The sequence below is a fragment of the Vibrio maerlii genome, assembly GCF_003415655.1.
GTDB classification, from domain to species: domain Bacteria; phylum Pseudomonadota; class Gammaproteobacteria; order Enterobacterales; family Vibrionaceae; genus Vibrio; species Vibrio maerlii.
The window spans coordinates 565,255-579,744 of the sequence record NZ_QRHC01000003.1 but is presented as its reverse complement, the minus strand read 5'-3'; the positions used below and the strand labels follow the sequence as shown (position 1 = coordinate 579,744).

At 45.6% G+C, this 14,490-nt stretch carries 11 protein-coding genes; 7 read left to right on the top strand and 4 right to left on the bottom strand.

Features of this window, described 5'->3' with window-relative positions; genetic code table 11:
• Positions 1-38 precede the first annotated feature (38 nt).
• The 3 genes from aceE (at position 39) to lpdA (ending at position 6,283) form a co-directional block, all read left to right on the top strand.
• Complete coding sequence (aceE, locus tag DPF91_RS06965; RefSeq protein ID WP_117233703.1) at positions 39-2,702, top strand: pyruvate dehydrogenase (acetyl-transferring), homodimeric type; 2,664 nt, start codon at positions 39-41, stop codon at positions 2,700-2,702.
• Between the two features lie 30 nt (positions 2,703-2,732).
• Positions 2,733-4,628: a pyruvate dehydrogenase complex dihydrolipoyllysine-residue acetyltransferase gene (gene aceF / locus DPF91_RS06960; RefSeq protein WP_117233702.1), complete on the top strand. Its 1,896-nt coding sequence runs from the start codon at positions 2,733-2,735 to the stop codon at positions 4,626-4,628.
• A 224-nt stretch (positions 4,629-4,852) separates the two neighbouring features.
• Complete coding sequence (lpdA, locus tag DPF91_RS06955; protein WP_117233701.1) at positions 4,853-6,283, top strand: dihydrolipoyl dehydrogenase; 1,431 nt, start codon at positions 4,853-4,855, stop codon at positions 6,281-6,283.
• Positions 6,284-6,636: 353 nt separating this feature from the next.
• On the opposite strand, the gene DPF91_RS06950 is transcribed toward lpdA, so the two are convergent.
• A complete protein-coding gene (locus DPF91_RS06950) occupies positions 6,637-7,242 on the bottom strand; it encodes a LuxR/HapR/OpaR family quorum-sensing transcriptional regulator (RefSeq protein ID WP_117233700.1) in 606 nt (201 codons plus the stop codon).
• Between the two features lie 367 nt (positions 7,243-7,609).
• On the opposite strand from DPF91_RS06950, the gene hpt reads away from it, so the two are divergent.
• Entirely contained in the window at positions 7,610-8,140 is a 531-nt protein-coding gene (gene hpt / locus DPF91_RS06945) for a hypoxanthine phosphoribosyltransferase (RefSeq protein WP_117233699.1), read from the top strand.
• Between the two features lie 92 nt (positions 8,141-8,232).
• On the opposite strand, the gene can is transcribed toward hpt, so the two are convergent.
• The gene (gene can / locus DPF91_RS06940; protein ID WP_117233698.1) at positions 8,233-8,904 is read right to left on the bottom strand and encodes a carbonate dehydratase; all 672 of its coding nucleotides are present in this window, start codon (positions 8,902-8,904) and stop codon (positions 8,233-8,235) included.
• A 263-nt stretch (positions 8,905-9,167) separates the two neighbouring features.
• Here can and DPF91_RS06935 point away from each other — a divergent pair, with 263 nt between their 5' ends.
• The 3 genes from DPF91_RS06935 (at position 9,168) to DPF91_RS06925 (ending at position 12,676) form a co-directional block, all read left to right on the top strand.
• On the top strand, positions 9,168-10,823 hold the full coding sequence (locus DPF91_RS06935; RefSeq protein WP_420855579.1) for a SulP family inorganic anion transporter: 1,656 nt from the start codon (positions 9,168-9,170) through the stop codon (positions 10,821-10,823).
• A gap of 157 nt (positions 10,824-10,980) precedes the next feature.
• The gene (locus tag DPF91_RS06930; protein ID WP_117233696.1) at positions 10,981-11,904 is read left to right on the top strand and encodes an ABC transporter ATP-binding protein; all 924 of its coding nucleotides are present in this window, start codon (positions 10,981-10,983) and stop codon (positions 11,902-11,904) included.
• Between the two features lies 1 nt (position 11,905).
• Entirely contained in the window at positions 11,906-12,676 is a 771-nt protein-coding gene (locus DPF91_RS06925) for an ABC transporter permease (RefSeq protein ID WP_117233695.1), read from the top strand.
• 97 nt (positions 12,677-12,773) lie between these two features.
• Here DPF91_RS06925 and panC read toward each other — a convergent pair whose 3' ends face one another.
• A complete protein-coding gene (gene panC / locus DPF91_RS06920; RefSeq protein WP_117233694.1) occupies positions 12,774-13,676 on the bottom strand; it encodes a pantoate--beta-alanine ligase in 903 nt (300 codons plus the stop codon).
• A gap of 8 nt (positions 13,677-13,684) precedes the next feature.
• Complete coding sequence (panB, locus tag DPF91_RS06915) at positions 13,685-14,479, bottom strand: 3-methyl-2-oxobutanoate hydroxymethyltransferase (RefSeq protein WP_117233693.1); 795 nt, start codon at positions 14,477-14,479, stop codon at positions 13,685-13,687.
• Positions 14,480-14,490 lie beyond the last annotated feature (11 nt).

Sequence of the window (14,490 nt, the reverse complement as noted above, 5' to 3'; positions counted from 1 at the left end):
CTAATTAGTAGATCAAACCAACAAAAGGAAAGATCGCCATGTCTGACATGAAGCATGACGTAGATGCACTGGAAACTCAGGATTGGTTAGAAGCTCTTGAGTCAGTTGTACGTGAAGAAGGTGTAGAACGCGCACAGTTCTTACTAGAAACCGTTCTAGAGAAAGCACGTCTAGACGGCGTTGATATGCCAACAGGTATCAACACTAACTACATCAACACCATTCCTGCAGCGCAAGAGCCAGCTTACCCTGGTGACGTTACTCTTGAGCGTCGTATCCGCTCAATCATTCGCTGGAACGCAATCATGATCGTATTGCGTGCATCTAAGAAAGACCTAGACCTAGGTGGTCACATGGCCTCTTACCAGTCAGCAGCTGCATTCTACGAAGTATGTTTCAACCACTTCTTCCGCGCACCAAACGCGAAAGACGGTGGCGATCTCGTTTACTACCAAGGTCACATCTCACCAGGTATCTACTCTCGTGCATTCGTTGAAGGCCGTCTAACTGAAGAGCAGCTAGACAACTTCCGCCAAGAAGTAGACGGTAAAGGTATCCCATCATACCCGCACCCTAAACTAATGCCTGAGTTCTGGCAGTTCCCTACTGTATCTATGGGCCTAGGTCCAATCTCAGCGATCTACCAAGCGCGTTTCCTTAAGTACCTAGAAGGCCGTGGTCTTAAAGACACATCTGCACAGCGCGTATACGCGTTCCTAGGTGACGGTGAGATGGATGAGCCAGAATCACGTGGTGCTATCTCTTTCGCTGCGCGTGAGAAGCTAGACAACCTATGTTTCCTCATCAACTGTAACCTACAGCGTCTAGACGGCCCTGTAATGGGTAACGGTAGCATCATCCAAGAACTTGAAGGCCTATTCAAAGGTGCAGGTTGGAACGTTGTTAAAGTTATCTGGGGTAGCAACTGGGATTCTCTACTGGCTAAAGACACAACAGGTAAGCTTCTTCAACTAATGAACGAAACTATCGATGGTGACTACCAGACATTCAAATCTAAAGATGGCGCATACGTACGTGAGCACTTCTTTGGTAAGTACCCAGAAACAGCTGCACTAGTGGCAGACATGACTGACGACCAAATCTTCGAACTGAAGCGTGGTGGTCACGATTCTTCTAAACTGTTCGCTGCATTCAACAATGCAAAAGAGACAGGTGGCAAGCCGACTGTAATCCTAGCTAAGACGGTTAAAGGTTACGGCATGGGTGAAGCTGCAGAAGGTAAGAACATCGCTCACGGTGTTAAGAAGATGGACATGACTCACGTACAATACCTACGTGATCGTCTAGGTCTACAAGACATTCTATCTGATGAGAAAGTGGCAGAGCTTCCTTACCTGAAACTTGAAGAAGGTTCAGCGGAATACGAATACCTACACGCTCGTCGTAAAGATCTTAAAGGTTACACGCCAGCGCGTCTGCCTAAGTTCACTCAAGAGTTCAAGGTTCCTGAGCTTGACGCATTCGCTCCACTATTAGGTGAGCAGAAGCGTGATATCTCTACAACAATGGCTTACGTTCGTACACTGAACATCCTACTAAAAGACAAGAACATTGGTAAGAACATCGTTCCTATCATCTGTGATGAAGCTCGTACGTTCGGTATGGAAGGTCTATTCCGTCAGGTTGGTATCTACAACCCACATGGTCAGGAATACACGCCAGAAGATAAAGGCATCGTTTCTTACTACAAAGAAGCAACGTCTGGTCAGGTTCTTCAAGAAGGTATCAACGAACTAGGCTCAATGGCATCTTGGGTTGCTGCTGCGACTTCTTACAGCACAAACGATCTGCCAATGATCCCGTTCTACATCTACTACTCAATGTTCGGTTTCCAACGTATCGGTGACATGGCATGGCTAGCAGGTGACCAACAAGCTCGTGGTTTCCTACTAGGTGCTACAGCAGGTCGTACAACACTGAACGGTGAAGGTCTACAGCACGAAGATGGTCACTCGCACATCCAAGCGAACACTATCCCTAACTGTATCTCTTACGACCCAACGTTTGCTTACGAGCTAGCGGTAATCATGCAAGACGGTATCCGTCGCATGTACGGTGAGAACCAAGAGAACGTGTTCTACTACCTAACGGTAATGAACGAAAACTACGCAATGCCAGCAATGCCAGAAGGCGCTGAAGAAGGCATCCGCAAGGGTATCTACAAGCTAGAAACTCATGCTGGCGCGAAGGGTAAAGTTCAGCTAATGAGCTCTGGTACTATCATGAACGAAGTACGTAAAGCAGCAACTATCCTAAGCGAAGAGTACGGCATCGCATCTGATGTATTCTCTGTAACGTCTTTCAACGAGCTAACTCGTGATGGTCAAGACGCAGAGCGTTACAACATGCTTCACCCAGAAGCAGAAGCGAAAGTACCTTACATCACAACAGTTCTTGGTAATGAACCAGCAATCGCTGCAACGGATTACATGAAGAACTACGCTGAGCAAGTACGTGCGTTCATGCCTTCTGAGTCTTACAAAGTACTTGGTACTGATGGCTTCGGTCGTTCAGACAGCCGTGCAAACCTACGTCGTCACTTCGAAGTGAACGCAGGCTACGTAGTAGTTGCAGCACTAACTGAGCTAGCTAACCGTGGTGATATCGAGAAGTCTATAGTTGCAGAAGCAATTGCTAAGTTCGATATCGATACTGAAAAAACAAACCCACAATACGCTTAATACAGCGCTTAACTAGAAGGTAAATAAGCAATGGCAATCGAAATTAATGTACCTGACATCGGTGCGGATGAGGTTGAAGTTACTGAGATTCTTGTAAGCGTTGGCGACAAGGTTGAAGAAGAACAGTCTCTGATCACTGTTGAAGGCGACAAAGCTTCTATGGAAGTACCAGCGTCTCAGGCAGGTATCGTTAAAGAAATCAAAATTGCTGAAGGCGATTCAGTAACGACTGGTTCTCTTATCATGATTTTCGAGAGCGAAGAGGCGGGTGCTGCGGCACCTGCTCCTGAAGCAGCTCCAGCGGCAGCTCCTGCACCAGCAGCGGCGGCAGCAGAACTTAAAGAAGTACACGTTCCAGATATCGGTGGTGATGAAGTAGAAGTTACTGAAATCATGGTTAACGTTGGCGATTCAATCGAAGAAGAGCAGTCTCTTCTAACGGTTGAAGGCGACAAAGCTTCTATGGAAGTACCTGCACCATTTGCAGGTACGGTTAAAGAGATCAAGATTGCTGAAGGCGATTCAGTAACGACTGGTTCTCTTGTGATGGTATTTGAAGTAGCTGGCTCAGGTGCACCGGCGGCACCAGTAGCTGAAGCTGCTCCAGCACCAGTAGCAGCACCAGCTGCTGCAGCGAACAAAGAAGTAAACGTTCCTGACATCGGCGGTGACGAAGTAGAAGTTACTGAGATCATGGTTTCAGTTGGCGATACAGTAGAAGAAGAGCAATCTCTAATCACTGTTGAAGGCGACAAAGCTTCTATGGAAGTACCAGCACCATTCGCTGGTACTGTTAAAGAGATCAAGATTGCTGAAGGCGATTCAGTAACGACTGGTTCTTTAATCATGGTATTTGAGGTTGCGGGCGCAGCTCCTGCAGCTCCAGTTGCAGCGGCTCCTGCGGCAGCGCCGGCAGCAGCTCCTGCGGCGGCACCTGCTCCAGCAGCAAAAGCTGAAGCGGCACCTGCGGCGAACGATTTCCAAGAGAACGATGAGTACGCTCACGCTTCTCCAGTTGTACGTCGTCTAGCTCGCGAATTTGGCGTTAACCTATCTAAGGTTAAAGGTACTGGTCGTAAGAGCCGCGTACTGAAAGAAGACGTTCAAGCTTACGTTAAAGATGCTCTTAAGCGTCTTGAGTCTGGTGCAGCAGCATCTGGCAAAGGCGGTGACGGCTCTGCGCTTGGTCTACTACCATGGCCAAAAGTTGACTTCAGCAAGTTCGGCGAAACTGAAGTTCAGAAGCTTTCTAAGATTAAGAAGATCTCTGGTGCGAACCTACACCGTAACTGGGTAATGATCCCTCACGTTACACAGTGGGACAACGCAGACATCACTGAGCTAGAAGCATTCCGTAAAGAGCAGAACGCAATCGAAGCTAAGAAAGACACTGGTATGAAGATCACTCCTCTTGTGTTCATCATGAAAGCTGTTGCTAAAGCACTAGAAGCGTTCCCAGCGTTTAACTCTTCTCTATCTGAAGATGGCGAAAGCATCATTCTTAAGAAGTACGTAAACGTGGGTATCGCAGTAGATACGCCAAACGGTCTGGTTGTTCCTGTATTCAAAGACGTGAACAAGAAAGGCATCTACGAGCTATCTGAAGAGCTAATGGCTGTGTCTAAGAAAGCACGTGCTGGTAAGCTAACTGCAGCTGACATGCAAGGCGGTTGTTTCACAATCTCTAGCCTAGGCGGCATCGGTGGTACTGCATTCACACCAATCGTGAACGCTCCAGAAGTAGGTATCCTTGGTGTATCTAAGTCTGAAATGAAGCCAGTGTGGAACGGTAAAGAGTTCGAACCACGACTACAGCTTCCACTGTCTCTATCATACGACCACCGTGTGATCGATGGTGCTGAAGGTGCACGCTTCATCACTTTCCTAAACAGCGCTCTATCTGACATTCGTCGTCTAGTACTGTAAGGTATTGAATTGAAGGTGGCAGTCGCCACCTTCCTTTTCTTCACAATAAACAATTTTTAAGACAATAGTTCTAGGATTCGACTGAATCTTAAGGGGAATTGTTGTCTAGCTCACAGGCTAACTTAAAGCGACTTTCACACTGTTAACATCTCTGTAAAATGTGGTGTTACATGAACGCTAATACCTACTTAGCCTGTTAGGGATAATGACTACAAGAGGTCAAAATGAGCAAAGAAATCAAAGCCCAAGTTGTTGTACTTGGTTCAGGTCCTGCTGGTTACTCTGCAGCATTCCGTTGTGCGGACCTAGGTCTTGAGACGGTTCTTATTGAACGTTACAGCACTCTTGGCGGCGTATGTCTAAACGTGGGTTGTATCCCATCAAAGGCGCTTCTTCACGTATCTAAAGTAATCGAAGAAGCGAAAGCAATGGCTGAACACGGCGTTGTATTCGGTGAGCCACAGACAGACATCAGCAAGATCCGTATCTGGAAAGAGAAAGTTGTAGACCAACTGACTGGTGGTCTTGGCGGTATGGCTAAGATGCGTAACGTAACAGTTGTTAACGGCTACGGTAAGTTCACTGGTCCTAACTCTATCCTTGTAGAAGGTGAAGGCGAGTCAACAACGGTTAACTTCGACAACGCGATCATTGCTGCGGGCTCTCGCCCAATCAAACTGCCGTTTATCCCACATGAAGACCCACGTATCTGGGATTCAACTGACGCACTTGAGCTGAATGAAGTTCCTGAGAAACTGCTTATCATGGGCGGTGGTATCATCGGTCTTGAAATGGGTACGGTTTACCACTCTCTAGGCTCTAAAGTAGACGTCGTTGAGATGTTCGACCAAGTTATCCCTGCAGCGGATAAAGACATCGTTAAAGTCTTCACTAAGCGCATCAAAGATAAGTTCAAGCTGATGCTTGAAACAAAAGTAACTGCAGTTGAAGCGAAAGAAGACGGTATCTACGTTTCAATGGAAGGCAAGAAAGCACCAGCAGAAGCTGAGCGCTACGATGCTGTTCTAGTTGCTATCGGTCGTGTACCAAACGGCCTACTGATCGACGGTGAGAAAGCAGGTCTAGAAATTGATGAGCGTGGCTTCATCAATGTAGACAAGCAAATGCGTACTAACGTACCTCACATCTTTGCTATCGGTGATATCGTTGGTCAACCAATGCTTGCTCACAAAGGTGTTCATGAAGGTCACGTAGCGGCTGAAGTTATCTCTGGTAAGAAGCACTACTTTGACCCTAAAGTAATCCCTTCAATTGCTTACACTGAACCAGAAGTGGCTTGGGTTGGTAAGACTGAGAAAGAAGCGAAAGCTGAAGGTATCAACTACGAAGTTGCTACTTTCCCTTGGGCAGCTTCTGGTCGTGCAATCGCTTCTGACTGTGCAGACGGTATGACGAAGATGATCTTCGACAAAGACACACACCGTGTTATTGGTGGTGCTATTGTTGGTACTAATGGTGGTGAACTACTAGGTGAAATCGGTCTAGCGATCGAGATGGGCTGTGATGCAGAAGATATCGCACTAACTATCCACGCTCACCCAACGCTACACGAGTCTGTAGGTCTAGCTGCTGAAGTATTCGAAGGTTCAATCACTGACCTTCCAAACAAAAAAGCTGTTAAGAAGAAAAAGTAATTCTTATTAGTGTGTGAATGATAAAAACCGCTGAATCTTCAGCGGTTTTTTTGTTAGAGCAGGACGCTGAGCTCTAGAAAATAGAACGGACTTCGTCCTATAGATTTTAGAAAATTAGATAGGATTTAGCCCTTCGGAAGTGTGTTGCTACAGCATAGAATACAGTTTGATTGGGTGACATTAGTGCTGAAAATATCTAGTTATCTAGTTATCTAGTTATCTAGTTATCTAGTTATCTAGTTATCTAGTTATCTAGTTATCTCAAACCCTAAAACCAAAAAAGGCCGATGCTCTCACATCGACCTCTACACTTGTCTAGCTCTCTAGCTCTCTAGCTCTCTAGCTTCTCAAGGCTACTTATAGATACACAGCATATCTTGGTAGCTTGTTGATAACATGCGCATCTCTTCTACGCTCTCTAGGCGCTTAGATTGAACGAATAGCGAGTAGCAAATACCATTGAATAGGTGAGCCAAATGAGTAGGCTGGTGCTCATCACACACCTCTTTGCGGTCGATGCCTTTCTCGAACATCTTCTGAATCAGGATTTCACTGTTTTTGTTGCTAGATACGAACAGTGGCCATACTTCATCACGCGTTGATGCACTCCATTCGAACCACACCTTAAGCCATGGTGTGTCGCTAATGATAAGCTCGATAATGCCATCGGAAACATTTTGGATGTTCTCTTTCACTGGCGTATCGATATCGATGGTATCTGAGAGGAAGTTTGAGTATTGAGTTACCACGTAGTTGAGAACTTCATCAACCAAGTCTTCTCGAGTTGGAAAGTAGTTGAATACGGTTGCAACAGATACCTGAGCAATCTCAGCGATATCTGCATGTCCACCTCGACCAATCCCGCGACGTGCGAATACGTCTAAAGATATTTCCATAAGCTGAAGCTTACGTTTTTGAGGAGAAAGCCTGGTCCTCGGACGCTTAACAAATTGGTCCATAAATTTATCCTTGCCAATTGAATTGTGAGTGATCTTTATTTTTCTGTAGCTTTACGGGGCAGCATGTCCAAGCTATCTATTTAAAAAATAAAGATCTTACTGACCGTTTTATTATCTATTTGGGTCGGGATGAGTGTACTGTTGCGTATAAGGACCAGTCAATACGCTCTGGTGAAAAGGCACCATGTTTAGCGTACTAAATAAGTTATTTTGAGAGATGTAACGCTTTTTAACTGTTGGTAGAAACCGATTTCAAGATTAAGGGTATAGGTTCACCTAGTTAAGTTGTATGAGCAGTGCTAAACTCTTCCCCACAATTTCACCTCACTATTGAGTGTTCGATAGTGAAGCAAATAACGAGACTAGTATGAAACATACCGTTGAAGTGATGATCTCTGAGCAGGAAGTTCAAGAGCGTATTAAAGAGCTTGGTAAGCAAATTACGGAAACTTACCAGGGTAGTGAAAACCTAGTAATGGTTGGTCTACTGCGCGGTTCATTTGTATTCATGGCAGACTTAGCACGTGCTATTGAACTGACTCACCAAGTCGACTTTATGACGGCATCGAGCTACGGCAACACGATGGAAAGCTCTCGTGACGTACGCATTCTCAAAGACCTAGATGACGACATCAAGGGTAAAGATGTACTGCTAGTTGAAGATATTATCGATACAGGTAACACCCTGAATAAGGTGGTTGAGATCTTGTCTCTACGTGAACCAAACTCAATCAAGATTGCAACGCTACTGGATAAACCTTCTCGCCGTGAAGTTAAAGTGGATGTTGAATGGATTGGTTTTGAGATCCCTGATGAGTTCGTTGTGGGTGTAGGTATTGATTACGCTCAAAACTACCGTCACCTGCCGTACATCGGCAAGGTTGTTCCTCAAGAGTAATTCAACTCATTGAAACGACCAGCCTTCTGAAGCAAACAATAGCAAAAGCCCAGCTCGATAAGCTGGGCTTTCTATAATCTGGTACGAGTAACTTAGTCTTCTAGCAAGCCAAGGACGGGGCTTGATATGATTTTGTTGATCGCTTCTTGATGGCTGCTTTCCAAGGTCTCGTTGTTTGAGCAACGCACACCAAGATCCATTAACTTGCCATCGCCAATACCATAGACCACGCCATGAATTTCTACCTCTTGGCCTCGTTCCCACGCATTTTGCATGATAGTTGAATTACCTAGGTTATATACCTGCTCAGCGACATTGATTTCACAGAGCTTATCACCCCATTGCTCGCGGGGCAGTGATTCGATCTCTCTGCGAAACTTCAAGAAGTGGTCGCGAATATGCAGCAGCCAGTTATTGATAAGGCCAAGCTTAGGGTTATCGATAGCCGCATTTACACCACCACAGCCATAGTGGCCACAAACAATGATGTGTTTGACCTTAAGTACATCCACCGCATACTGAACGACCGATAAACAGTTTAAGTCAGTATGGATGACTTGGTTAGCTACATTACGGTGAACAAATAGTTCGCCAGAATATAAGCCAGTTAAGCGTTCTGCCGGGACTCGACTGTCTGAACAACCAATCCACAAGAAACCTGGGCTTTGCCCTTCTTCTAACTTGGCAAAGTATTCTGGTCGTTCAGACTTAATTTCTTCAGACCATTTCGAGTTATTCTCGAATAACTGTTTAATCTCTGGCATTTTTACTACTCAATCCCTAAATGATACTTGTCATACTATACACTTAGTTACAGATGCATTCTGCTAAAACCTGTAGCGAAAAGCACTCATCTGACTTCTTTATGCCTGAAAGATTAGTTACTTCGCTACGATTAATTTTAGAAATGAATTAGATATAATGAATTGATAGAACGTTAAGCATTTCATCACATTTAGTGCTTTGTTACATTGATTTCGTATCATTTTCAGGGAGATTTACCGTGTTTGGACAACGGTTTGAAGGCATGAGCCTTAAAGGAGATATTTTCGGTGGTGTCACAACCGCAATTATCTCACTACCCCTAGCTCTGGCCTTTGGTGTTGCATCTGGTGCAGGCGCAGAAGCAGGCTTGTGGGGTGCAATTATGGTGGGGCTGTTTGCCTCTCTATTTGGTGGTTCATCAACCTTGATCTCTGAGCCTACCGGACCGATGACGGTGATCATGACGGCTGTACTGACTGGCATGATGGCGAAATATCCGGAAACCGGTATGGCGATGACCTTTACTGTGGTCATGATGGCAGGTGCATTTCAGATCTTACTGGGTACATTGAAACTTGGTAAGTACGTTACCTTAATGCCTTACAGCGTAATATCTGGTTTTATGTCAGGTATTGGTGTGATTCTGATAATCCTTCAGCTCTCCCCATTATTGGGGCATCCAGCGCCTCCTGGTGGTGTTATAGGTACCTTGAATGCCATCCCAGACCTGCTTTCTAATATCGATTTCAAAGAGCTGTTACTTGGTGCAGCGACGCTAGCGATTCTGTTCCTATTTCCTAAGCACCTTCGACGTTACGTACCAGCTCAGCTGGTAGCGTTGGTCGTGGTTACACTCATCTCTATCATTCTGTTTGATACCGAGAGCATTCGCCGCATCGGTGAAATCCCTGCGGGTCTGCCTTCTCTGGTCATCCCAACCTTCAACAGTGAGATGTTCACCGCGATGGTGATCGATGCTCTCGTGTTAGGTACGTTGGGCTGTATTGATACTTTGCTGACAGCGGTTATTGGTGATTCACTGACTCGTAAAGAGCATGACTCAGATAAAGAACTGCGCGGTCAGGGCCTTGCAAACATGATCTCTGGTCTGTTTGGTGCACTTCCTGGTGCTGGTGCAACTATGGGAACAGTGACTAACATTCAGGTTGGCGCACGTTCGCCACTGTCTGGTGTTGTTCGTGCACTGGTTTTGGCACTAGTGGTATTGGTTGCAGGGGGCTTAACTGAGCCAATCCCGATGGCGGTACTGGCGGGTATTGCCGTGTATGTTGGTTTCAATATTCTCGATTGGAGCTTTATACAGCGAGCGCATAAGGTGAGTTTCCCTGGTATGGCGGTGATGTACGGTGTGATGCTATTGACGGTCTTCGTCGATTTGATCGCAGCAGTTGGCTTGGGTGTTTTTATTTCGAATATCATCATCATCGAGCGTTTGAGTCGAGTGCAAGAACACCATGTAAAAGCAATCAGTGATGCCGATGAAGATAATGTTCCGTTGACTGAAAGTGAGCGTGGTCTACTGGATCAAGCGAATGGCAAGGTATTATTCTTTTACTTGTCGGGGCCAATGATCTTCAGTGTATCGAAAGCGATATCTCGCCAGCATTCTAGTATTGAAGAATACGAGGTGATGATCCTCGATTTAACTGATGTTCCTATGATTGATGTAACGGTCGGCTTGGCACTGGAGAATGCGATTAAGGATGCTGTCGAGGCAAACTGTGAGGTGTTCTTACTTTGCCCAAGTGAGCAAACCAGGCAGCAGCTTGAGAAGTTCCATGTGTTGGATCTTGTGCCGGATGAGAATACTTACTCATTCCGCTATGAGGCACTAAAGGCCTCGCTGCGCCACTTAGACAAAGAGCCAAAAGATCCTGAGCTGGACTATTCAATCTAGAAAGGGTTCTTCTTCAAGCGCAGCCAGAGAGCTGCGCTTTTCATTTCTAGATATCTGAAAATATTTATGGGGTCAGGCTTGAAATAACCCTCTTGAGTCTTCATCTGTTAGCTAGACTTGAATCGCGATTAATTACAATACAAGAGCAGTGCTGATTATGTACGCATTAGAAATAGAGCAGCTTCGTAAGACCTATGCCGGCGGGTTTGAAGCATTAAAGGGTGTAAGCCTTAAAGTAGAGAAAGGCGACTTCTACGCCTTGCTTGGACCAAATGGTGCGGGTAAATCAACGACCATCGGTGTTATCTCTTCGCTGGTTAATAAAACATCTGGCAAGGTAAAAGTATTCGGTTACGACATCGACACCGACTTGGAACTAGCGAAACAGAATCTCGGTCTTGTTCCGCAAGAGTTTAATTTTAACCAGTTTGAAACGGTCGAACAGATTGTGCTTCAACAAGCGGGTTACTATGGTGTGTCAAAATCTTTAGCAAAGCAGCGTGCAGAAAAGTATCTAACTAAGCTCGATTTGTGGGGAAAACGTAGTGAACGTGCGCGAAACCTGTCTGGTGGTATGAAGCGCCGTTTAATGATTGCACGTGCGTTGATGCATGAACCTAAACTGCTGATTCTTGATGAACCAACCGCTGGTGTTGATATCGAACTGCGCCGCTCTATGTGGGAATTTCTTAAAGAGATCAATAAAGAACAGGGCATTACCATCATCCTGACCACTCACTATCTCGAAGAAGCTGAAATGTTGTGTCGCAATATCGGCATCATTAACAGAGGTGAGCTGATTGAGAACACGACGATGAAAGACCTCCTTAATAAGCTTCACGTTGAAACCTTTATCCTTGACCTAGAAAGCGATAGCAATGTTCCCCAGCTTGAGGGAGTGAACTCGCAGAACATAGTTAATGGTTCGCTTGAGATTGAGCTGGAGAAAACACAGGGGTTGAACCACGTCTTTACACAGCTAACGCAATCGGGAGTGAGGGTAATGTCGATGCGCAATAAGGCTAACCGGTTGGAAGAGCTGTTTGTGAGCATAGTCCGTGAGCAAGGGGAGAGCAAATAAAATGTACAGTTTATATTGGACGGCTTTTTGCAGCCTGCTAACGAAAGAAATTAACCGCTTTACCCGTATCTGGGTACAAACTTTGGTACCGCCAGCGATCACCATGACTCTATATTTCATCATCTTCGGTAGCCTGATTGGTTCTCGAATTGGTGAAATGAACGGCTTTAGTTACATGGAGTATATTGTTCCTGGCCTTATTATGATGTCGGTTATCACTAACTCATACTCCAATGTGGCGTCGTCATTCTTTAGTGCTAAGTTCCAAAAGAATATCGAAGAGCTGTTGGTGGCACCAGTACCAAACTATGTCATTATTGCCGGCTTTGTTATGGGTGGAGTGGTTCGTGGTCTGCTAGTCGGCACGATAGTGACTTTTGTATCTCTATTCTTTGTCGATCTACAGGTTCAGCATTGGGGCGTGATTGTTGCGACCGTTTTCTTAACCTCGGTCGTGTTTGCGCTAGGGGGCTTAATCAATGCTGTGTTTGCACGTACATTCGATGACATCTCAATCATCCCAACTTTTGTACTCACCCCACTCACATACTTAGGTGGTGTATTCTACTCGATTAGCTTGCTTCCGGAGTTTTGGCAGGGCGTATCGAAGATTAATCCAATTGTCTACATGGTGAATGCTTTCCGTTACGGCTTCTTGGGCGTGTCGGACGTTGGTATCGTAACCTCATTCGGTGTGCTCGGTATCTTTGTTGTTGTTCTATATGCAATTGCACACTACCTAGTAACACGTGGTATTGGCTTAAGAAGCTAAGATTACTCATCTTAAGAAAAAAGAAGGGCTGATGTGTTTACATCAGCCCTTCGTTTTTTATGTCTCGCTTTAGAAGCTAGAAGCTAGAAGCTGTTTCCTATTCTTCCGCTTCAGGTGTTGCTTCAGAGTTCTGCTCTTCTTTCGTCTCAACTGCCAACTCTAGGGTCTGGTTGTCGATTAGGCGGGCTTTACCGAGGAATGCAGACATCAGAATCACCACTTGTGTGGTCTCTGTACCAACGGGTTGTAGCGTGCGAGCATCACGGATGAAGATCTCATCGGGTTGTAGATCTGCAGCGCGTAGTTGATCTTCCGCATCTTCGATAACCGAAGCGTAATCATCTCGCCCCCCACGAATGGCACTGCTAATCCAACGCATTGTACGGGCTAAGACAGGAGCACGCTGACGTTCATCAATAGTAAGTAGACCATTGCGCGAGCTCATTGCTAGGCCATCCATTTCACGAACCGTTGATACGCCAATGATCTCGATATCTAGGCATAGGTCTAGTGTCATTTGGCGGATAACTGCAAGTTGTTGGAAGTCTTTTTCGCCAAAGCATGCAACGTCAGGTTGAACGATGTTGAACAGCTTAGTAACAATAGTTGCCACACCACGGAAGTGACCTGGGCGAGAGGCACCTTCTAGCATGGTTGATAGACCCGGTACCTCGACAGAAGTCTGCTTATCTAGGCCTTCTGGGTACATTACTTCTGGAGTTGGAGTAAAGACCAACTCAACACCTTCACCATTCAGTTTCGCGAGGTCATCCTCAAGAGTGCGAGGGTAGTTAGCCAAATCGTCAGCACGCTCGAACTGCATTGGGTTAACGAAAATACTAACGACAACGATATCTGCATGTTTACGCGCTTCACGAACTAGAGTTAGGTGACCTTCGTGAAGATTACCCATAGTTGGAACGAAAGCAACTTTGCGACCTTCGCGCTTTAACTGCTTGATCTGATCTCTTAGTTCAACAACATCAGCAAATGTTTGCATTGTGACTCCTAGGCAATAGTGTGTGCGTCATCTGGGAAAGCACCAGATTCAACATCAGAAATATATTGAGCCACAGCTTTACGCATATCACCAGTTTCAGTTAAGAAATTCTTAGAGAACTTAGGCATGTAATTCGCAGAAATGCCAAACATGTCATGCATTACAAGAATCTGACCGTCTGTTACGTTGCCAGCACCGATGCCGATGACTGGTACGTTTACCGCTTTAGTAATACGCTCAGCAAGAGAGGCAGGAACACATTCAAGCAGAATAATCTGAGCACCTGCGTGTTGTAGCGCCAGTGCATCTTGAACCATTTTATCCGCTTGAGCGTCTTCACGGCCTTGAACTTTATAGCCGCCGAAGATGTTTACGGATTGTGGTGTTAGTCCTAGGTGAGCACACACAGGTACCGCGCGCTCCGTCAGCATCTTAACGGTATCAACTAACCAATCACCACCCTCTAGCTTCACCATGTTAGCGCCTGCACGCATGAGTGCAGCAGCGTTTTGACAAGCTTGTTCAGGGGTTGCATAACTCATGAATGGCATGTCAGCCATGAGTAGACTATTTGGGCTGCCAGCACGCACACATTTTGTGTGGTAGGCGATATCTTCAACGGTAACAGGAAGCGTATCTTCTTTGCCTTGCAGAACCATACCTAGAGAGTCGCCAACTAGTAGTACTGGCATCTCTTGGCTTTCAAATAGTTGGGCGAAACTCGCATCGTAAGCGGTAGAACTAGCAAACTTTTTGCCTTCTTGCTTCCACTTCAAAAGAGTATTGATGGTGATTTTTTTCATTCTATTTCCTT

Excerpts from the sequence above, each read along its gene's own strand:
- DPF91_RS06935 (WP_420855579.1), top strand. The coding sequence starts at position 9,168 with ATGAGCCTTAAAGGAGATATTTTCGGTGGTGTCACAACCGCAATTATC.
- DPF91_RS06950 (WP_117233700.1), bottom strand. The coding sequence starts at position 7,242 with ATGGACCAATTTGTTAAGCGTCCGAGGACCAGGCTTTCTCCTCAAAAA.
- can (WP_117233698.1), bottom strand. The coding sequence starts at position 8,904 with ATGCCAGAGATTAAACAGTTATTCGAGAATAACTCGAAATGGTCTGAA.
- panB (WP_117233693.1), bottom strand. The coding sequence starts at position 14,479 with ATGAAAAAAATCACCATCAATACTCTTTTGAAGTGGAAGCAAGAAGGC.
- DPF91_RS06930 (WP_117233696.1), top strand. The coding sequence starts at position 10,981 with ATGTACGCATTAGAAATAGAGCAGCTTCGTAAGACCTATGCCGGCGGG.
- panC (WP_117233694.1), bottom strand. The coding sequence starts at position 13,676 with ATGCAAACATTTGCTGATGTTGTTGAACTAAGAGATCAGATCAAGCAG.
- hpt (WP_117233699.1), top strand. The coding sequence starts at position 7,610 with ATGAAACATACCGTTGAAGTGATGATCTCTGAGCAGGAAGTTCAAGAG.
- aceE (WP_117233703.1), top strand. The coding sequence starts at position 39 with ATGTCTGACATGAAGCATGACGTAGATGCACTGGAAACTCAGGATTGG.
- lpdA (WP_117233701.1), top strand. The coding sequence starts at position 4,853 with ATGAGCAAAGAAATCAAAGCCCAAGTTGTTGTACTTGGTTCAGGTCCT.
- aceF (WP_117233702.1), top strand. The coding sequence starts at position 2,733 with ATGGCAATCGAAATTAATGTACCTGACATCGGTGCGGATGAGGTTGAA.
- DPF91_RS06925 (WP_117233695.1), top strand. The coding sequence starts at position 11,906 with ATGTACAGTTTATATTGGACGGCTTTTTGCAGCCTGCTAACGAAAGAA.